General features: G+C 59.2%; 19 protein-coding genes. 1 reads left to right on the plus strand and 18 read right to left on the minus strand.

The window, feature by feature from the left end:
- Window positions 1-43 precede the first annotated feature (43 nt).
- The 18 genes from VFW72_RS12420 to VFW72_RS12505 all read right to left on the minus strand — a co-directional run bounded on the left by VFW72_RS12420 (window position 44) and on the right by VFW72_RS12505 (window position 18,724).
- Entirely contained in the window at window positions 44-1,228 is a 1,185-nt protein-coding gene (locus VFW72_RS12420; RefSeq protein ID WP_329674611.1) for an ATP phosphoribosyltransferase regulatory subunit, read from the minus strand.
- Between the two features lie 94 nt (window positions 1,229-1,322).
- Window positions 1,323-1,514 (minus strand): DUF2065 domain-containing protein, encoded by a 192-nt coding sequence (locus VFW72_RS12425; protein ID WP_329674612.1) that lies wholly within the window; start codon window positions 1,512-1,514, stop codon window positions 1,323-1,325.
- Between the two features lie 27 nt (window positions 1,515-1,541).
- Window positions 1,542-2,429, minus strand: a complete 888-nt coding sequence (gene hflC, locus VFW72_RS12430) for a protease modulator HflC (RefSeq protein ID WP_329674613.1) — start codon at window positions 2,427-2,429, stop codon at window positions 1,542-1,544.
- A 35-nt stretch (window positions 2,430-2,464) separates the two neighbouring features.
- Window positions 2,465-3,724: an FtsH protease activity modulator HflK gene (gene hflK, locus VFW72_RS12435; RefSeq protein ID WP_414638800.1), complete on the minus strand. Its 1,260-nt coding sequence runs from the start codon at window positions 3,722-3,724 to the stop codon at window positions 2,465-2,467.
- A gap of 2 nt (window positions 3,725-3,726) precedes the next feature.
- Entirely contained in the window at window positions 3,727-4,959 is a 1,233-nt protein-coding gene (gene hflX / locus VFW72_RS12440) for a GTPase HflX (RefSeq protein WP_329674726.1), read from the minus strand.
- A gap of 1 nt (window position 4,960) precedes the next feature.
- Window positions 4,961-5,200 (minus strand): RNA chaperone Hfq, encoded by a 240-nt coding sequence (gene hfq / locus VFW72_RS12445; RefSeq protein WP_329674614.1) that lies wholly within the window; start codon window positions 5,198-5,200, stop codon window positions 4,961-4,963.
- Window positions 5,201-5,296: 96 nt separating this feature from the next.
- Complete coding sequence (gene der, locus VFW72_RS12450) at window positions 5,297-6,637, minus strand: ribosome biogenesis GTPase Der (RefSeq protein ID WP_329674615.1); 1,341 nt, start codon at window positions 6,635-6,637, stop codon at window positions 5,297-5,299.
- Window positions 6,638-6,652: 15 nt separating this feature from the next.
- Window positions 6,653-7,810: a PQQ-binding-like beta-propeller repeat protein gene (locus VFW72_RS12455; RefSeq protein WP_329674616.1), complete on the minus strand. Its 1,158-nt coding sequence runs from the start codon at window positions 7,808-7,810 to the stop codon at window positions 6,653-6,655.
- 26 nt (window positions 7,811-7,836) lie between these two features.
- Complete coding sequence (locus tag VFW72_RS12460; protein WP_329674617.1) at window positions 7,837-8,511, minus strand: tetratricopeptide repeat protein; 675 nt, start codon at window positions 8,509-8,511, stop codon at window positions 7,837-7,839.
- 29 nt (window positions 8,512-8,540) lie between these two features.
- The gene (gene hisS / locus VFW72_RS12465) at window positions 8,541-9,842 is read right to left on the minus strand and encodes a histidine--tRNA ligase (protein WP_329674618.1); all 1,302 of its coding nucleotides are present in this window, start codon (window positions 9,840-9,842) and stop codon (window positions 8,541-8,543) included.
- Between the two features lie 39 nt (window positions 9,843-9,881).
- Complete coding sequence (gene ispG / locus VFW72_RS12470) at window positions 9,882-11,138, minus strand: flavodoxin-dependent (E)-4-hydroxy-3-methylbut-2-enyl-diphosphate synthase (RefSeq protein WP_329674619.1); 1,257 nt, start codon at window positions 11,136-11,138, stop codon at window positions 9,882-9,884.
- A complete protein-coding gene (locus VFW72_RS12475; RefSeq protein WP_329674620.1) occupies window positions 11,135-12,115 on the minus strand; it encodes a helix-turn-helix domain-containing protein in 981 nt (326 codons plus the stop codon). The genes ispG and VFW72_RS12475 overlap by 4 nt, the downstream gene beginning before the upstream one ends.
- Window positions 12,108-12,926, minus strand: a complete 819-nt coding sequence (gene pilW, locus VFW72_RS12480) for a type IV pilus biogenesis/stability protein PilW (protein WP_329674621.1) — start codon at window positions 12,924-12,926, stop codon at window positions 12,108-12,110. Before pilW ends, VFW72_RS12475 begins: the two co-directional genes overlap by 8 nt.
- A 40-nt stretch (window positions 12,927-12,966) precedes the next feature.
- Window positions 12,967-14,109 carry a 23S rRNA (adenine(2503)-C(2))-methyltransferase RlmN gene (rlmN, locus tag VFW72_RS12485; RefSeq protein WP_329674622.1) on the minus strand — a complete coding sequence of 381 codons (1,143 nt, stop codon included), beginning with the start codon at window positions 14,107-14,109 and terminating at the stop codon, window positions 12,967-12,969.
- A 6-nt stretch (window positions 14,110-14,115) separates the two neighbouring features.
- Complete coding sequence (gene ndk, locus VFW72_RS12490) at window positions 14,116-14,541, minus strand: nucleoside-diphosphate kinase (protein ID WP_329674623.1); 426 nt, start codon at window positions 14,539-14,541, stop codon at window positions 14,116-14,118.
- A 134-nt stretch (window positions 14,542-14,675) separates the two neighbouring features.
- Window positions 14,676-16,652 carry a 23S rRNA pseudouridine(2605) synthase RluB gene (gene rluB / locus VFW72_RS12495; protein ID WP_329674624.1) on the minus strand — a complete coding sequence of 659 codons (1,977 nt, stop codon included), beginning with the start codon at window positions 16,650-16,652 and terminating at the stop codon, window positions 14,676-14,678.
- Window positions 16,642-17,403, minus strand: a complete 762-nt coding sequence (scpB, locus tag VFW72_RS12500) for an SMC-Scp complex subunit ScpB (RefSeq protein WP_329674625.1) — start codon at window positions 17,401-17,403, stop codon at window positions 16,642-16,644. The genes rluB and scpB overlap by 11 nt, the downstream gene beginning before the upstream one ends.
- A 265-nt stretch (window positions 17,404-17,668) precedes the next feature.
- Entirely contained in the window at window positions 17,669-18,724 is a 1,056-nt protein-coding gene (locus VFW72_RS12505) for an RluA family pseudouridine synthase (RefSeq protein WP_329674626.1), read from the minus strand.
- A 77-nt stretch (window positions 18,725-18,801) separates the two neighbouring features.
- On the opposite strand from VFW72_RS12505, the gene VFW72_RS12510 reads away from it, so the two are divergent.
- On the plus strand, window positions 18,802-19,581 hold the full coding sequence (locus VFW72_RS12510; protein ID WP_414638801.1) for an outer membrane protein assembly factor BamD: 780 nt from the start codon (window positions 18,802-18,804) through the stop codon (window positions 19,579-19,581).
- Window positions 19,582-19,622 lie beyond the last annotated feature (41 nt).

The raw sequence follows: 19,622 nt of genomic DNA on the forward strand, positions 1-19,622 counted from the left end.
ACTGAATCCTGTATTACCAAATGCTGAGTCAATCCGACCGGCCTCAGAGCGGTCGCACCACCCACTGTCCATCCACGAGCGCCAGCTCGCGATCGCAATCAAATTCCTGAACCTCGTGCTCGTGGCCAGGCAATACACAAACAACCGTCTGCCCCTGCTGACGCAGCTGACGAACGGCTTGACGCAAGGCAAGGTCTTCCCCCCAAGGCGCGCGCACCGCAGGACGAGGGGCAACACCCCGCTGCCCCAGAACCAGCTCAGCCAGAATTTTGAGATCCAGGCTGAAACCGACCGCAGGCCTGCGCCGTCCGAAAACGGCACCGACCTCGTCGTAACGACCGCCACGCAGCAACGCGTCCGCGTGCCCCGCGCCATACACGGCGAAACGGGCGCCACTGTAGTAGGCGTAACCGCTGAGATCACTCAAATCAAAGCCGACACTGACTTCCGGGAACGCAGCACGCAGACGCTGCGCCAGAAGAGCCAGATCATTCAAGGCCGAGTCAACGAGTGGATGCGCGGGCAACACGCTGCGAGCCTGCGACAGAACCTCGTCACCACCGTAAAGACGGGTCAATGCAACCAAGGCTGTTGCGGCAGCACTGCCCCAAGGCTGAGCCAACTCACGCAGGGTACCTGCATCTTTTGCGGCCAAGGCTCCCAGAAGCTGATCACGCTGAGACGCAGACAATTGCGCCTCGACACCCAGACCGCTCAGGACACCCTGTACCAGGCGGACGTCAGACAGGTCGAGAACCAAGCCCGAAACGCCAATCGCCTTGAGCCCCTCAAGAGCCAACTCCTGCACTTCGAGATCAGCTTCGAGGCCAGCATGGCCATAAATCTCGGCACCGAACTGAAGCGGCTCACGAGAAGCGTGAGGACTGTCTGGACGTGTGTGAAGCACTGGGCCGCAGTAACACAAGCGCGTGACGGACACTCGGTTAAGCAAGTGCGCATCAATGCGCGCGACCTGTGGCGTGGCATCGGCGCGCACCCCCAGGGTGCGACCACTGAGTTGATCGACGAGCTTGAAGGTTTTGAGGTCTAGCTCGTGCCCGGTACCCGATAGCAGGGACTCCAGATGCTCCAGCAAGGGAGGCATGACGAGCTCGTAGCCATAACCGCGCGCCACGTCCAACCAGACACGGCGCAACTCTTCGACACGTCGCGCCTGAGCGGGCAAGACGTCAGCAATATGCTCTGGCAATAGCCAAGCAGACGACATAGGAATCGGGAGGGGGGTTAAAACCGGGATTCTACCGGTGTCCGGCCCGCTTGCGCGACCTAATGTGCAACATCAGGCCGAAATGAGGTGCCTGTTACTGAAAAATCCAGAGGGTCAGCAGGCCAACCACCATGCTGAGCAAACCGACAAAGCGAATCTGCTCGTCACGCAACTGCAGCAGTTGCTCAAACATCCGACGCCAGGCGGCCGGGTTGATGGCCGGCATCAACCCTTCCAGAACCAACACCAGGCCACAGGCCAGCCAAAGGGCGTCAGACAGACTCATGCTGCTGAAAAGCGGCCAGACGGTGGATTACTTCTTGCCCGACGATGCGGCCGGCGCTCCGCGCATCACACGGAAGAAGTCGCTGCTCGGATCGAGAACCATGACATCGCTCTTGCTGCGGAAGGTCGCACGGTAAGCGTCCAGACTGCGATAAAACTGAGCGAATTGAGGGTCGCGACCAAAGGATTCGGAGTAAAGCGCAGAGGCCTTGGCATCACCCTCGCCCTTCAGTTTCTGGGCATCACGGTAGGCTTCGGCTACGATGATTTCGCGTTGGCGATCTGCATCGGCACGGATTTTTTCGCTCTCAGCCGCGCCCTGCGAGCGCAGCTCGTTTGCAACGCGCTTGCGTTCCGACTCCATGCGGCGATACACCGACTCGGTGATATTGGCGGAGAAATCCACGCGCTTGATGCGAACATCGACCACCTCGATACCAAAAGATTTGGCATCGTCGGCGAGACGGCGAATCACACCCTGCATCACTTTTTCACGCTCAGTGGACAGCACCGCACCTACAGTGCGCTTGGTGACTTCTTCGTTCAAAGCGGCCTGCACAATGGGGGCGAGACGGTTTTCCGCATTGCGAATGTCCACACCATTATTGCGAATGAACTGGCGTGGCTCGGTCACACGCCATTTGACCAGCCAGTCAATCACCAGGCTTTTCTTCTCGGCCGTAAAAATGGGGCGCGATTCCGGGCTATCCAGGGTCTGGATGCGTCGGTCTAGCATGACCACGTTCTGCAATGGCGCCGGAAGTTTGATCTTCAAACCGGGCTCACTGATGACTTCTTTGATCTCGCCCAATGCGTACACCACTGCGAACTGGCGTTGATCGACCACGTACAGAGTCGAGGCGGCGAGGACGATGGCGAGCAAAAAGCCCACCACGATGGTTCCAATGCGGTTCATGTCAGGTTCTTCCTAGACTGTTCGAGCCAAACTGATCAACGAGCGTCGCGTTCGCGGCTGCGCAAGCCATCGCGAGAACGAGGGTCAGAGTTGGAACTGGTCGCGGGAGTGGCTGGAGACGATGGTGCCTGCTCAGCACCGCCAGCAGTCGATGCGCCAGAAGCCTGTGTGCCCGCAGTTTGTTGCAGCAGCTTGTCCAGGGGCAGGTACAAGAGGTTGGAACCCTGCTTGCTATCGACCATGACCTTGGTGACGTTGCTGTAGACCTGCTGCATGGCATCGATGTAGAGCCGATCGCGGGTCACTGCAGGCGCCTTCTGATACTCGGCCAACACGGCCTTGAACCGCTGAGCATCACCTTCGGCCGTTGCCACCACTCGCGCGCTGTAAGCCGCAGCTTCCTCACGCAGACGTGCGGCCGTACCCTGCGCCTTGGGAATGACGTCATTCGCATACGCCTGACCTTCATTCTTCAGGCGCTCGCGGTCAGCGCCTGCCTTGAACGCGTCGTCAAAGGCCGCCTGAACTTGCTCAGGAGCTTGAACACTCTGCACGTTGACATTGGCAATGGTGACGCCCGCCTTGAGGCGATTCAATTGAGCCTGGATCGACTTGACCAACTCGGATGCGATGGCATCCCGCTGCTCGTACAGGACCGAATCCATTGTGCTGTTGCCCACGATTTCTCGCACGGCTGATTCAGCCGCCTGCGAGACGGCCTCGTCTGAACTGCGGTTTTCGAACAGGTACTGACGCGCGTCGGAGAGCCGGTACTGCACAGTGAAGCGAATGTCGACGATGTTTTCATCGCGGGTGAGCATCGACGAATCACGCAAACCCGTGGCTTGCATGACGGAACTGCTCCCGACGTCAACTGACCGCAGTTGAGTCAGGTTGACGATCTCGTGGCTTTGGAAGGGATATGGTGCACGCCATTGAAAACCAGCCTCAACGGTGTGGCTGAAGCGGCCGAAGGACATCACGACGCCTTGCTGACCTTCCTGAACGATGAAGAAGCCACTGCCCAACCAGATCAGGCCCGCAACCCCGGCAATCAAGCCAATCCCGACGCCGGCACCCTTTGGATCGGCGCCACCGCTGCTGCCACCAGATTGAGGCTCATCGCCGCGACCGCTGAACAAGTTGCTCAGCTTGCGATTGATGTCGCGCCAGAGCTCATCGAGATCAGGGGGTCCATCCTGACGGTTATTGAAAATGCCCAGAGGTCTGGCAAGAACGCCACCGAGCTTTGGCAAGAACCCTCGCGGCAGCTTGTTGGAATCGAAAGAATTCATGTTCAGGTTCTGACAGATGTTGGGTCTTTTTCGTCCGAGGTATTCCAGCGGACGTCGATTTCCTGATTGTGCCCGTCTGCAGCGGTTTCCGTGCGCGGTTCCAGAATTTCCTCACCGAGAAGTCCCTCGGTGGCCGCCTTGGCGAGTATGCCGCGCAACACATCAAGGCCTGCCCCTGTGAGAGCACTGACAAAAACTCGCGTACAGCGTCTACCGCCAGGCAACTCGAACAGGTCCTGCGCGTGATGCGGAGTCTGATGCGCTTCGAGTGCATCGCACTTATTGAACACCAGAACCTGAGGAATATCGCCAGCGCCAATGCTGTCGAGTACTCGCAGCACTTCTGTGATCTGGTCGAGTACCACAGGGCTTGCGGCATCGACCACGTGCAAGAGCACATCAGCGTCCGCGGCCTCTTGAAGCGTGGCCTCGAATGACTCCACCAAGGTGTGAGGCAGATCTCGAATGAAGCCAACGGTGTCCGAGAGGGTCACACTGCGCTCAGCTTCTGCCAGGTACATCTGCCGAGTGGTTGTGTCGAGTGTGGCGAACAATTGGTTGGCCGCATAGGTACCGGCCTTGGTCAAGGCATTGAACAAGGTCGATTTGCCTGCGTTCGTGTAGCCTACCAAGGAAACGCGGAATGTACCTGTGCGCTCGCGTGAACGGCGTTGGGTGCCGCGTTGACGCTTGACTTTGGCCAGGCGCTCTTTGAGCGATTTGATGCGCTGCTCGATCATGCGGCGATCGAGTTCGATCTGTGTTTCGCCGGGACCACCTCTGTGCCCGACCCCACCCCGCTGGCGCTCCAAGTGCGACCAACGACGAACCAACCGACTGGATAGGTATTCCAATCGGGCCAATTCGACTTGCAACTTGCCCTCGTGGCTACGTGCGCGGGCCCCGAATATCTCGAGGATCAGGCCGGTACGATCGAGCACCTCGACGCCAAGGTGGCGCTCCAGATTGCGTTGTTGCGCTGGGGAAAGCGCCTGGTCAAAGATCACTCCGTCTGCTTGGTAAAGCGTGATGAGATCTTTGATTTCGTCCGCTTTACCTGAGCCAACGAAAAAAGCGGCATCGGGGGCTCGCCGCTTGGCGGTGACCTTGGCGACGGGCTGGTCACCGGCCGATTCAGCCAAAAGTGCGAGTTCGTCGAGCGTGGGATCGAACGACGAACTCGGACCGAAGTCGACCCCGACGAGAATGACTCGGGGTTCAGAACGGTTGTTCAGCTCAGGCCTCGGCAGAATCGTTGGCGTGGAAGTTCACGGCGCGTCCCGGAACCACAGTGGAGATGGCGTGCTTGTACACCATCTGGGTGACCGTGTTGCGCAACAACACAACGTATTGGTCAAACGACTCAATGTGGCCTTGCAGCTTGATGCCGTTGACCAGGTAGATGGAAACCGGCACGTGTTCGCGACGCAGCAGGTTCAGGAACGGGTCTTGTAGGAGTTGCCCTTTATTACTCACGATATGCTCCGTGTTAAAAAAAATTTCGGATAAACGGACCATAACACAGCCAGAAGAACTGCGTCAGGCGGCGGGCCAAGAGACCCACCAATGCTTTTATTCTTTTTCGGTAAATGGATTCTGAGAAGACTTCATTTCAATGCGCAATGGAGTCCCAGTCAGCTTGAAATGTTCCCTGAATCGACCTTCTAGGAAGCGCTTGTAGGCCGAGGTGACGTGCTCCAGCGAGTTGCCGTGAATCACGATCACTGGCGGATTCTGGCCACCCTGGTGGGCATACCGCAGTTTGGGACGGAAGGCACCCGCACGCTTGGGCTGCTGGTACTGAACAGCCTCCTGCAGCAGTCGCGTCAGCACTGGCGTGGGCATCTTGCGGCAAGCCGCCTCCCAAGCGTCGCTGATGGCTTTCCACAGCGGGCCAATGCCCTGCCGCTTGATGGCCGAAATGTGCAACAAAGGGGCAAACTTCAGAAACGCCAATCGCTGATCAATCGAACGTTGCAACATTTCGCGCTGGTAGCTGTCTACGGCGTCCCATTTGTTGATGGCAATGACGACCGCCCGGCCAGATTCCAGAATGTAACCGGCAATGTGCGCGTCCTGATCCGTCACGCCTTGCGTCGCATCAAGCAACAAGAGAACCACATTGGCATCGGAGATGGCCTGAAGGGTTTTGACGACCGAGAATTTCTCGATGGCTTCAAAGACCTTGCCCTTGCGACGCAAGCCAGCCGTATCAATCAACTCGAAGCGCTGACCATTGCGCTCAAAAGGCACAGTGATCGCATCTCGAGTGGTACCAGGCATGTCAAAAGCCACCAACCGCTCTTCACCCAACCAGGTGTTGATCAAGGTGGACTTGCCCACATTCGGACGCCCGGCTACTGCGAGCCGGATGGGACGATCTTCCAGGTTCTCTTCGAGCTCGTCTTCATCCTCTTCAGAGAAGAATTCCGACAAAGCTTCATCGATCAGACTACGGACGCCCTGACCATGAGCGGCGGAAACGGACAAAGGCTCACCCAGACCAAGCTCATAGAACTCAGCGAGTTGAACACCCTGAGTCATACCCTCGGACTTATTCGCCGCCAGCAACACCTTCTTGTTCGACGTACGGAGGTAGTTGGCAATGTCGTGATCTTGTGCAGACACACCCGCCCGGGCGTCGACGACGAAGATGACTGCGTCGGCTTCGGCAACAGCTTGACGGGTCTGCTTGGCCATCTCTTTGAAGATGCCAGACGTGCAGTCGGGCTCGAACCCGCCCGTATCGATGACGATGAACTCGCGGCCACCAGCTCGCCCCTCGCCATAATGGCGATCGCGGGTCAAGCCAGCATAGTCCGCCACGATGGCATCTCGGCTCTTGGTCAGACGGTTGAACAACGTCGACTTTCCGACGTTGGGACGTCCGACCAGTGCAATGACAGGTTTCATGAATTCAATCAGTAATCAGTTGGAGCGCAACGCGTAGACGGTGCCACGGCGAGTTTGCGCGAACAACAAGCCATTCTTGACCGTGGGAGCGATTTCCAGCGGCGCATCCAGAGAGAAACGCCCCACAGTGCGTCCGTCGTCGAGGGCCAGGAGGTGGAGATAGCCGTCTGAATCGGCCACAGCCAGGAGATCACCCCAGATGGCCATGCCACTCAAACCGCGGTGGGTAAAGCGATCGACACGCCAGAGAATGTCACCGTTCGACGCCTTCCAGGCACTGACCCGGTCAGCACTGTCGGCACCGACCACGACGTCAGCATTGGCCGCAATGGCACGGGCACCAGCCTGGGGACGCGTCCAACGCACTGCCCCATTCGAGGCATTCACGCACCCAACAGTCAACTGGAAAGCTCGAACGCAGACATCACCGTCCACCTGCGTCGAAGGCCCCACTAAGTCAGCGAGACGTTCGACCTCATTGGAACCACGTGGCGTGCCCAGATTGGCCTCAAAACGAGGCGTACCCTTGACCGGGTCCAAGGCAATCAGCCTAGCTCCCTGCCCTACCAGCAATGTGTCGCGGTAGTTGGTAACCACGCCCGGAACGGCCAGCGACAGTGACTCACCACCTGCACGCTGGTAATTCCACAGCCACCGCCCATCCGCTGCATCGTAGGCACGCACCGAGCGATCAACGGCTTGAATGAAGACTCGTTCGCCTGCGACAAACGGCGCCGTGGCTACACGCCCGGGCTGACGCTCCCTCCAGACTTCCTTGCCCTTTTCAAACACGACCAACTCATTGCCTGTCGTGACGACAGCGGTGAAGCGCCCGTCACTGCCAGCCGCTGTAGCGAGGCGCGACCGAACGTCCAACTCCCATTGGCGCGCGCCGGTTTTGACGTCGAGCGCAACGATGTCGCCCCCCGCCGCTGCGGCAACGACCGTGTCGCCGGTAAAGGTCAGGCCTGCAGCCCCCTCGACCGAACCAAGCCCCTGAGACCACACAACCGAAACGGTGCGGGTGGGCTGCAGCGACTCGAGTGGCGCAGGTTTGGGTTTAGAGGAACCACATGCCCCCAGGGTCACAAGGAGACCGACCCCCAATGCCAACCCGAAAAAACGAGTCAAGCGAACCGGGGAACCAGGCGACTGCACGCGTGTTTGCTGCATGGGTGAAGAGTTGAATATGCGGAAAATTACTTGGCGGCGCTGGCGGCAGCATCAACAGCTGCAACTGGGGCGTGCCCCAAAGCAACCAGCTTACCTTCCACAAAGCGACGGTAGTCGACGGCAGGATCGATCTGCTTCCAAGCCTTCTGGTAAGCCTCGATGGCCTGATCCTTCTTGCCTTGAACCATCAAGATGTCGCCGCGACGATCATTGGCCAAGCCTTCAAATTCTTCTGGCAATTTGACACTCAAGGTCTTGATGGCGTCATCGTACTGCTTGGCATCCAACTGAACCCCAGCCAGGCGCAAACGTGCCACGGCAACCAGATCAACATTACGACCCTCGTCAACCAGCCACTGCAAGGCCGCTTTGGCTTGAGCTGCATCTTGATGATCGGCCGCGACTTTGGCTGCGAGCAACGCACCTTGCTGGGCAAAGGTCGTGCCTGCGTAATCCTTACGCAGATCGGCGAAAGACTGCGTCACTTTTTTCGTGTCGCCCTGCGAAGCAGCCTTGTCGAGCTCTTCGTACAAGCCCGCAGCCTTGGTAGCTTGCTGGCTTTGCCACCAGTTATAGCCGTTCCAGGCGGCAAAGCCAGACAGGACCAGCAAAACCAGCCAAGTCAGCAAATTGCCGTACTGCTTCCAGAATTGCTTGAACTGTTCGAGTTGCTCTTGTTGTTCGAGGTCGTATGTCGCCATGACAAGTCCGCCATTGAAAGAAAACAGGATTATGACCGGCGATGAGCCATCAGGCTGTCAGCCCAAGACTCTACGTCGGCGATGGAGCGCGAGGCCTGCTCGGACCCGTCGCGCAATGGCTTGACGGAAACCTGCCCCGCAGCCATTTCGTCCGGTCCAAAAACGAGTGCATATTGGGCACCACTGGCATCGGCCTTCTTGAACTGCGATTTCGGGCTGGCAGGCCCTTCTTTGCCCGCCGGGTTGACCACCACATTGACGCCCCTCGCCCGCAAACGGTCGACGGTGGTCAGCACCTGAGGCAATGGCGTACCAGCCATCACGACTGCAAACGCGTCGGGGGCGGCGGAGGGAGGCTCAATGCCCAGCTCTTGCAACAGCAACAGCAGGCGTTCCATGCCCAAACCCCACCCCACGGCGGGAGCCGACTTGCCGCCCAATTGCTCAATGAGACCGTCGTAGCGACCACCACCACACACGGTACCTTGCGCACCCAGTCGCTCCGTGACCCACTCGAAGACCGTCAGGTTGTAGTAATCCATGCCGCGCACCAGACGGGGATTGACCTCGTAGGGCACGCCAGCGGCGTCAAGAACCGCCTTGACAGCTTCAAAGTGGACCAGCGATTCTGCACCCAGGAAATCCATCAAACGAGGCGCAGCCTCAACCACGGGTTGCATGGCTGGATTCTTGGTGTCAAGAATGCGCAATGGGTTGCTGTGCAAACGACGGCGAGCGTCTTCGTCGAGCAACTCCTGGTGGGCCTCCAGGTGGGCGATCAAGGCCTTGCGATGTGCCAGGCGCTCTTCTGGCTGCCCCAGGCTGTTGAGTTGCAGACGAACATCGGTCCCGATCTGGATGCCCAGATCGCGCCACAGTGCTGCGACCATCAAGATCAACTCGGCGTCGACATCGGGGCCATGAAAGCCCATGGCCTCTGCCCCAACCTGGTGGAACTGTCGATAGCGCCCTTTCTGCGGACGCTCGTGCCGGAACATGGGGCCGATGTAGTAAAGACGCTTGCCACCTTCGTAGAGGAAGGTGTGCTCGTTGATCGCGCGAACGACCCCAGCCGTGCCCTCAGGCCGCAGAGTGAGCTTGTCTCCATTGAGGCTGTCTTCAAAGGAATACATTTCCTTTTCGACAATGTCGGTGACCTCCCCCAGGCCACGAACAAACAGCGCGGTAGGTTCGACAATGGGGGTGCGAACGTTTTGATAGCCATAACGACGCATGAGCGCACGCACGGTACTCTCGAGCCATTCCCATCTCGCCGACTCGGGCGGCAAGATGTCGTTCATGCCTTTGATGGCTTTGAGTTGTTCTGCCATGTTCTAAAAACTGCTGAGTGATGTCAGGACCAGAGCGGATCAGCCAAAGCGACGCTCGATGTAGTCCTCAACGATTTGCTGGAATTCTTCGGCAATGCGCTCACCGCGCAGCGTCATCGCCTTTTCACCGTCGATGAAGACGGGAGCAGCCGGGGCTTCGCCAGTGCCGGGCAAGCTGATGCCAATGTCGGCATGCTTGCTCTCGCCCGGGCCATTGACGATGCAGCCCATGACCGCGAGCTTGAGCTTTTCCACACCGGGATAGCGTTCGCGCCAAACGGGCATCTGCGCCCGCAGGAAGTCGTCAATTTGTTTGGCCAACTCCTGGAATACCGTACTGGTGGTACGGCCGCAACCTGGGCAAGCCGTGACACTGGGCACGAAGGAGCGCAAACCCAGGGCTTGCAGAATTTCCAATGCGACCACCACTTCCTGTGTTCGCGCTTCACCGGGTTGAGGCGTGAGAGAGACACGAATGGTGTCTCCAATGCCTTCTTGCAACAAGATGGACAGCGCGGCAGCCGAGGCCACGGTGCCCTTGGCCCCCATGCCAGCCTCAGTCAGCCCAAGATGCAAGGGGTAGTCGCAACGCGCAGCCAACCCACGGTACACACTGATGAGGTCCTGAACACCACTGACCTTGCACGACAGGATGATTTGCTCGGCAGCCATGCCAAGGTCACGTGCAGCCTGCGCCGACTGGAGTGCGGAGCTGATCAGTGCCTGGTACATGACCTGCTGAGCATCCCAGGGCTTCGCTCGCCCGGCGTTTTCATCCATCAGGGACGCCAGCAACTCCTGGTCGAGGCTACCCCAGTTCACACCAATACGCACAGGCTTGTTGTAGCGCATGGCCGCCTCGATCATCTGGCCAAACTGCTTGTCCTTCTTTTCGCCTTTGCCGACGTTACCCGGATTGATTCGGTATTTGGACAAGGCTTCGGCACAGGCCGGGACATCCGTCAGCAGACGGTGACCGTTGTAGTGGAAGTCGCCCACCAATGGCACATCAATCCCCATCCGATCGAGTTGCTCACGGATGTAGGGAACCGCTTGGGCCGCTTCGGGCGTGTTAACGGTGATGCGAACCATCTCCGATCCAGCCTGCGCAAGCTCCTTGACCTGAATCGCCGTCCCAACGGCATCAACCGTATCGGTGTTCGTCATGGATTGGACACGCACAGGCGCATCGCCACCGATGGTGACCACACGATCTCCCCACACCACTCGCGCCTGGAGAGACCGACGAGGAGCAGGCGAAGCGACAGGAATCAACGAATCAGTTTGCGAGTTCATTTCAGTTCGATACGGGCCACGTTCATGCGAGTCACCGAAGCCAAGTCTACCGGCTGACCATTGAATTGCATGGTCAAGGTGGGTGCATTGCCGGCGTGGACTTTAAATGGGGCACGGCCCTGCAATTCGACACGCTCTCCGGCCGTCAACTGACGAGAAAATATCTTGGCCCCGCTGGCATCGCGGATTTCCACCCAGGCAGCCTCCTTCGCGGACATCGCAATCCGGCTTCCCCCATCCACTGCAGCAGAAGCGACCGCCCCAGCGGGAAGCACAGAAGAAGCGACAGGCGCAGCCGACGACGCCGCAACCACGGGCGCCACCGCGGCGACAGCCACAGAACTCGACGCCGAGGCCGGCGCCGCAGGCGTGCTGACCGCACTCGCAGCCGAATCAGCCGCCAGCGGCCCTGCATCGGCCGGAGCAGCCACTTCAAGCTGAGGAGAGGATGCGTCCGAGAGAGCGGCCTGGGGCGCAGAAGCAGCTTCGACCTCTACTGGGGCGCGATTCGGCAACAAACCCTGCCAGTCGATGTCATCGGGAACCAAGTAGATACCAGCCGCCACCAGAAGCAGGACGAAAGGCGCGACAAAGGTTGACGACAGCCGTGGCAGCCGAAGCGACAAGCGAGGAGACCGCTCGAACGTCAGCCCGGTATGGCTGAACTCCTTGAAGGGCTGATTCAGCGGCTCCCGCCCTGCCCCCAGTGAAATCGTCACAGCAGCAGGCATGCGAGACATGATCTGGGTCGAATCGACTTTGAGTGCTCGACAAACCGTCATGGCCAACGCGCGCGCCAGATTAGGGTCGGACAGTGTCGTCCAATCTTCTGACTCGAGGGCCTGCAACTTGCCCACCGGCACCTTGATCACAGAGGCAAGGTGCTCCAAGGACATGCGCTGCGACTCTCGCGCCTGCCGCAGCAAAGAGCCGGCCGTCCCTTCTGGCATAGGATTCACAGCTTGGTTCTCACTCATCGAACCGCCCCAACTCAAGTGCAGTGGCTTCCTTGGTTCCCACAAAGCGACTGCGCAACTGGTCAGCCAACTCATCACGGGCGGACATATTGCCCATGCGGTTTTCTATGCGAATGGCCAGCCACAAGGACGAAGCCGAGATCTGAGCTGGCACGCCGTTGACTCGGCGAATATAGAACCGCGCGCGCTCCAGCTCGCCGCGGCGATATTGAACGGCGGCCAGGTTGTAGGCCGTAGCGGGATTGGACGGGTCCAGTTCGTACGACTTGAGCAAGGTCTTTTCGGCCTCAGGGAACAAGCCCGCGTTGATCTGGCACACGCCACGCGCCAGCAACGCTTTGCTGGTTGCAACAGTCTGAGGCAGGTTCACCGCGCGCTCGAACAAAGCATCGGCCGCGGCGTACTGACCATCACGACACAGAAACCAGGCGTAGTTGTGCAGCACGCTGCCATCGCGCTCGTTGAGGCTCAATGCCTTCTTGAAGCTGGCCTCGGCCATGCTCTTTTCACCCATGGCGTCATAGATCAGTGCCCGTAATTCATGGACGGCCGGCAAAGAGGGGTCAATCGCCACGGCTTGCTTGAGCTCATCCAATGCGGTGGAAAACTGCCCCTGCGAATAGTAGGTGGTGGCCAACTCGAGGCGAATGCGCGCACGCTTGCGAACCTCGGTGTCATCAGACTGCGTGGGCAGATCGGCTGAACGTGCACCAGGGCCTGTTCCAGGGGCGCAACCCGACAGAGGCACCGACAAAATGGTGCCCAATGCGAGTGCCAGAGCTGGCACTCGGGCCATGCGAAGTAAGGTCATCCAACGATCTCCTGCAGAGATGGAAGTGCGTGCGATCGCGTCAGTGCGAGTGACGAGAGCCACCTTCTGGTCGATGTACCGTCACAGGCACAGCGACAGGCTTGCGCAGCATCCGATTTTTGGCGTTGGTGCGATCCTGTACCTCGCCAGCCAATTGACCACATGCGGCGTCGATGTCATCGCCTCGCGTCTTGCGAACAGTGGTCACGATACCAGCGTCTGCCAGGATTCGAGCGAAGGCCTGCACACGTGATGCTTCTGAGCGACGCAATCCAGAGGCTGGAAAGGGATTGAATGGAATCAAGTTGAACTTGCAGGGAATCTTCCCTTTGACCAGATCAATCAGCTGACGAGCATGCAGATCTGTGTCGTTGACACCATCGAGCATGCAGTATTCAAACGTGATGAAGTCACGCGGTGCAGCCTTCAGATACTCGCGGCAAGCCTGCAGCAGCTCGGCAATCGGATATTTGCGATTGAGCGGCACCAACTCATCACGCAAGGCGTCGTTTGGCGCGTGCAGTGACACAGCCAGTGCAACCGGGCAGTCCACCATGAGCCGCTCTATCATGGGCACAACGCCCGATGTCGACACAGTCAGACGGCGACGCGACAGGCCGTAGCCGTGGTCGTCGAGCATGATGCGCAAGGCAGGGACCAGCGCGGCGTAATTCTGCAAAGGTTCACCCATGCCCATCATCACGACGTTGCTGATGATGCGGTCGGAACGACCGAGACGTTTGCGCAAGGAATGCTCGGCAAACCAGATCTGGGCAATGATTTCACCCGTGGTCAGGTTTCGACTGAAACCTTGGTGCCCGGTCGAGCAAAAACGACAACCTACTGCGCAACCAGCCTGTGAGGAGATGCAAAGGGTTGCCCGATCGTCTTCCGGGATGTAGACGCTTTCGACGGCGTTGCCGCCTCCCACGTCGAAAAGCCATTTGATGGTGCCATCGGCGGACACATGCTCGCTGATGACAGGCAAGGCAGAGATGGCTGCGACGCCTTGCAGCTTGGCACGCAAAGACTTGGCCAGATCAGACATCTGATCGAAGTCGGAGGCGCCTTTCTGGTGAATCCAGCGAAACAGCTGGGTGGCGCGAAAGCGCTTTTCACCCAGCTTCTCACAGAAGGCAGCCAACCCGTCGAGGTCGAAATCAAGGAGGTTGGCCACAGTCATGATGGATTAACGGCTGTAAACGTTCAGCGCGGGGAAGAAGAAAGCGATTTCCACAGCAGCGGTTTCAGCAGCGTCAGAACCGTGAACGGCGTTGGCGTCGATGCTGTCGGCGAAGTCAGCACGGATGGTGCCCTTCTCGGCCTTCTTGGGATCGGTAGCGCCCATCAGTTCGCGGTTCTTCAGGATGGCGCCTTCGCCTTCGAGCACTTGCACGAACACGGGACCAGAGATCATGAAGTTAACCAGATCCTTGAAGAAAGGACGCTCTTTGTGCACAGCGTAGAAAGCCTCAGCTTCAGCTTGCGACAGTTGCACCAGCTTGGCAGCAGCAACCTTCAGGCCAGCGCCTTCGAAACGGCTGATGATTTGGCCGATGACGTTCTTAGCCACGGCATCGGGTTTGATGATCGACAGGGTGCGTTCGATAGCCATTTAGTTCTCCTTGAGTCCAAAGATTTGACAAAACCCAGCATTCTAATGCCGGGCAATGACAGATTGACAAAAACCATGCATGAACCCCGGGGCGTCAAGTCGCGCAAACCCGGAATTCGTTCACAACACGTTCATCAACGGCGACCGCGACCGCCACCACCGCCGCGCCCATTTCGGCCGCCGCCACCGGTTTTACCGAAATAAGCGTCCGCACCGATGTACCCAACCGATGTCTGCAGAGGATCGGGTTGACGGGGGCCCTGCCCCTTCTTCTGCCCACCATGATCCTGGCCATGGTTCTGATCAGGACGACCGAACCCGGAAGTGATTCGCTTGGACCCCTTGGCGAAGCGTCGATCGAAAGTCTGCTCCAACGGGTTCGGAATTGGCCCGATGTTGTCGAGGTCATCGTCGTCGCGAGGTCCTTGATGGCGGTCAGACTGCTGGGGACGTTGAGCGGGACGATTGCCCTGCTGATACTGCGACGGCCCTTGAGGACCTCGGCCTTGCTGAGGACCGCGGCCTGGTTGCTGTTGACCACCCGGCTTGCCTTGGCGGCCACCTTGCTGCGACTTCTGTTGACCGCCGCGCCCACGCCCGCCGTCGACGCGATCCATGCCGGCCAGAGACTTCACGGCACGAACATCCGACTCACCCAACTCCACCCACACGCCACGCTTGAGGCCACGCGGCAGGACGATGGCGCCATAACGGACTCGAATCAGGCGGTTGACAGTCAGCCCCACCGCGTCGAAAAGCTTGCGCACTTCACGGTTACGACCTTCGGTGATCACCACACGATACCAATGGTTCACACCCTCTCCACCACCGTTCTCGATGGACACGAAAGAGGCCGTCTGCCCTTCGATTTCAACGCCCTCGAGCAGTCGACGGCGGGAAGATTCGTCGAGCGAACCCAGCACGCGAACCGCGTATTCACGCTCCACACCAAAACGAGGGTGCATCAACTGGTTGGCCAATTCGCCGGAATTGGTAAACAGCAGCAAGCCTTCGGTGTTGAGGTCAAGACGCCCCACGGACATCCACTTGCCGTTCTGCAAACGAGGCAACCGACGGAACACCGTTGGACGCCCTTGCGGATCGTCGTGCGTGACCACTTCGCCCACCGGCTTGTGATAGGCCAGGATGCGAGCAGGAGGCGGCGCAATGCGCACCTTGATCGGCTTGCCCGCCACGCGGACCTGATCCCCAAAGGAGATACGTTGACCGATGTGGGCGACCTGACCATTGACCTCGATCCGTCCATCTTCGATCATCTGTTCGATGTCGCGACGCGAACCAACACCAGCCTGGGCCAGGACTTTCTGCAACTTGGGGGCATCAGGCTCTGGGCGCAATACGCGCTTGGTGACTTCCGCCTCGTCGGCCTCCACCACCTCCTCGACTTGCTTGTCAAAGTCGCCAGACACGACTTCGGCAAACACTTCACTGGCCTGCTCCGCGACAATGACTCCGCGACGTGATGGACGCTCGCCTTCTTCACCATCGGAGACAGACTCCCCTTCGGCCCCACCTTCAACGCGCCCCTCGGAGTCAGCATGACGGGGTCGACGTTCGCCACGCTCACCGCGCTCACCACGACCAGGGCGTTGACGATCGCGACGGCCTCGGCCCTGACGGAACTCACCCTCTGGACCAGCGCCTTCGCCCTCACCCGCCTCGCGTGACTCGCCGACAGCCTCTGCATCGGTGGCATCGACAGCGACAACAACCTCTACCGGCACAACCGCATCTTGCGCAACCGGTTCGCGCGGCGCCTCAACCGGGGCCACATCCACTGCAGCCACTTCTTCTACCGCCACGACTTTCTTGCGAGGCGCACGCTTGGGCTTTTCAACCACAGGAGCAGCGTCGGCCGCAGCAACTGCAGCAGACACCCCTTCGGCTGATTCAACCGTCTCGACAGCCTTACGGCGGCGAGTTGCCTTCTTGGCTGCCGGGGCAGCCTCGGCCGTATCGACCGCGGCGGTCGACACGGCCTCAACGGGCTCTGCCGCCTTGGGGCGACGAGTCCGCTTGGGCTTCACAGCCTCGCCAGCTTCCGCTGCGGCAGCCTGGGGATTGGGGATGGAATCGTTTTCAGAGCTCATGAGCTGGAGGAGGAAGGGCCGATTCGGCCGGAAATTCGGAGGATTCAGTGAATTCGGAAGGGGCAGCCTCTGATGCCGCATCAGCTGCAGGCAGCAGGGCATCGGGTTCAACGCCGAGATCCAGCGGTTGCTGCTGGTCGTCGTGAGCCGTTGCATCGGTCTCATCATCTCCCTCTTGGGGAGGCGTGACCTCAGCATCCACCAGCCCCGGCAGCAGGTCTGCACTCACGGGCAAACTGTCCAGAGCGGGCAATTGACTCAAGGAGGACAGACCCATGTCGTCCAGGAAATGTTTGGTAGTGGCATACAAGCCTGGGCGCCCGGGCGCATCGCGATGACCGATGACCTCCACCCACCCGCGGTCTTCGAGCTGTTTGATGATCTGGGAGCTGACCGTGACGCCTCGGATGTCTTCGATGTCGCCACGAGTGACCGGCTGCTTGTAGGCAATGATCGCCAGCGTCTCCATGGTCGCCCGTGAATACTTGGGCGGCTTTTCAGGATTGAGCCGATCCAGGTGCTCCTGCACATCTGAACTGGTCTGGAAGCGCCAACCTGACGCCAATTCACGCAGTTCAACACCCCGCCCGCTCCACTGCGAAGACAGCTCCGCCAGCCACCCCCGAATGTCTTCGGCGGAAACTTCGTTGTCGAACAGCTGACGCAAATCACGCACCGACATAGGCTGGTGCGAGCAAAGGAGCGCTGCTTCTAGGATGCGAACCGCACCCTGAGGGTTGACGACTTCCATCTCTTCAATCGAAAAACCTGAACCAGGAGGCAAAGCGGAAGGCAGACCATCCGACGAGGTCGATCAGATTCCGCATAGCCAGGCTGGACTGGCGAACATGTTGGGAAAACCAGGCGATCCGGCCCGGGAATCATCAAACTGAATTGGGTGGACGCACGCAGCGTCAGGTCTTCACAGATACAGAGTCGCTTTGGCTGCGACATTTCTGTATTTGGACAGGGCATCAACAGGCGCCGATCATGTCAGCGCGGTTGCTGGGCACTCATTATGCACCACGAATCGGCATTTGGGGGGCACGCGACAACTCGGCCCATGCTTGGGCCATGTCGGGGGGCATCGGCGCCTCCCAGACCATGGCCTCGCCTGACACAGGGTGAACCAAGGCCAACCGAGTCGCATGCAGTGCCTGGCGCGTCATCCCAAGAGCCTGCGCCCCACCATACAAGGCATCAGCCACCAACGGGTGTTTGCGATGACTGAGATGAACCCGAATCTGGTGGGTCCGGCCGGTATGCAGCGTGCACCGCACCCCACTGATGGGCTGAGACACCCCAGTCACCTCCGCAGTCAAGAGGCACTCAACATCGGTTCGAGCCTCCTTGCCCGATGCCAGAACGGCCATGCGCACGCGGGTGACCGGATCACGACCAATCGGCGCATCGACTGTGAAACGCGCAGCGGGCGCCCCATGGACCAGCGCAAGATACTGACGACTGACCGTGCGGGCAGCAATTGCACGAGACAAGGCGGTCACCGACTGAATTGTCTTTCCGACCACCATGAGGCCGCTGGTGTCTTTATCGAGCCTGTGAACAATGCCGGCGCGAGGCAAATCGACTGCGCCTGCGTGGTGGGCCAGCAGCCCGTTCATCAAGGTTCCCGTCCAGTTGCCGGCAGCAGGGTGAACCACCAAACCAGCTGGCTTGTTGATCACCAGGATGTGCTCGTCTTCAAAGACGGCGCTGAGATCCATGGCCTCAGGCGTGAAAGCCTGACTCTGAGGCGTGGGCTTGAGTTCAATTTCAACGCGCTGCCCAGCCGACACCTTGCGCGAAGCCGAATTGACGCAAAGGCCATCAACGCAGACCAAGCCGGACTCAACCAATGTCTTCAGATAGCTACGGGAAAAATCCGGTGCCAAAGTGACGAGAAACTGATCCAGTCTCTGCCCGAGCGTACCGACCGGAACCACGGCCTGCCTGCGCGGCCAGTCTTGGCCGGATTCAGCGTCGTCCTGCCAATCATCGTCAACTGGATCAAAGGCGGGCGAGCAGGAGGGCGGAGGCGCCACAACTGGCACAGGGCTGGAACGTTTTCCCATCGGGTGCTTCTATACTGGTGCATCGGCGCGCGTTTGCGCCATTTTTTCGAGTGGAGCCCGGCTCCACCTACGATCACGTGAAATTGCTGAAGACGACTGTTTTTTCTCGCGCAACCAGCGCCTTGCTGCTGGTTTTGGCGACTGTACTGACCACGGGCTGCGAAACCACGCCTCAGGACGAGTATGCCGGCATCAGTCCTGACAAATTGTATGCAGATGCCAAGGAAGATCAGACTGACGGTAATTACGACACCGCCATCAAAAAATTTGAGAAGGTCGAAGCGCGTGCTTCCGGCACCTTGTTGGCCCAGCAAGCTCAACTGGATCTGGCCTACACCTACTACAAGACAGACGACAAGCCACAAGCTCTGGCCAAGCTCGACCGCTTCATCCGCTTGCACCCCACCAGCCCGGCACTGGATTACGCCTACTACCTTCAAGGCTTGATCAACTTCAACGACGACCTGGGCTTTTTTGGACGCCTGGCACGCCAGGATCTGGCTGAACGCGACCAGCAGGCGTCCAGAGACGCCTACGATGCGTTCAAGCAGTTGATTGACCGTTTCCCGAACTCCAAATACGCCCCAGATGCGCGCTTGAGAATGAACTATGTGGTCAATTCGCTCGCAGAGGGTGAAGTCTCGGTCGCGCGGTATTACCTGCGCCGCGGTGCCTATGTTGCTGCGGCAAATCGAGCACAACAGGCCGTGAAAGAGTATCGCCAGTCACCAGCGATCGAAGAGGCGCTGGCCATCATGGTCAAGAGCTACACCAAGCTGGGGTTGACCGATCTGGCTGACGATGCCCAGCGAGTCCTGAAGCAGAGCTTCCCCAACAGCAAGGCGCTTGAGCAATAAGAGCCCCACCGAGCGCATTCGGCCAAAAAAAGGCGACCCCA

The sequence above is a fragment of the Aquabacterium sp. genome (assembly GCF_036273115.1).
Classification (GTDB): domain Bacteria; phylum Pseudomonadota; class Gammaproteobacteria; order Burkholderiales; family Burkholderiaceae_C; genus Aquabacterium.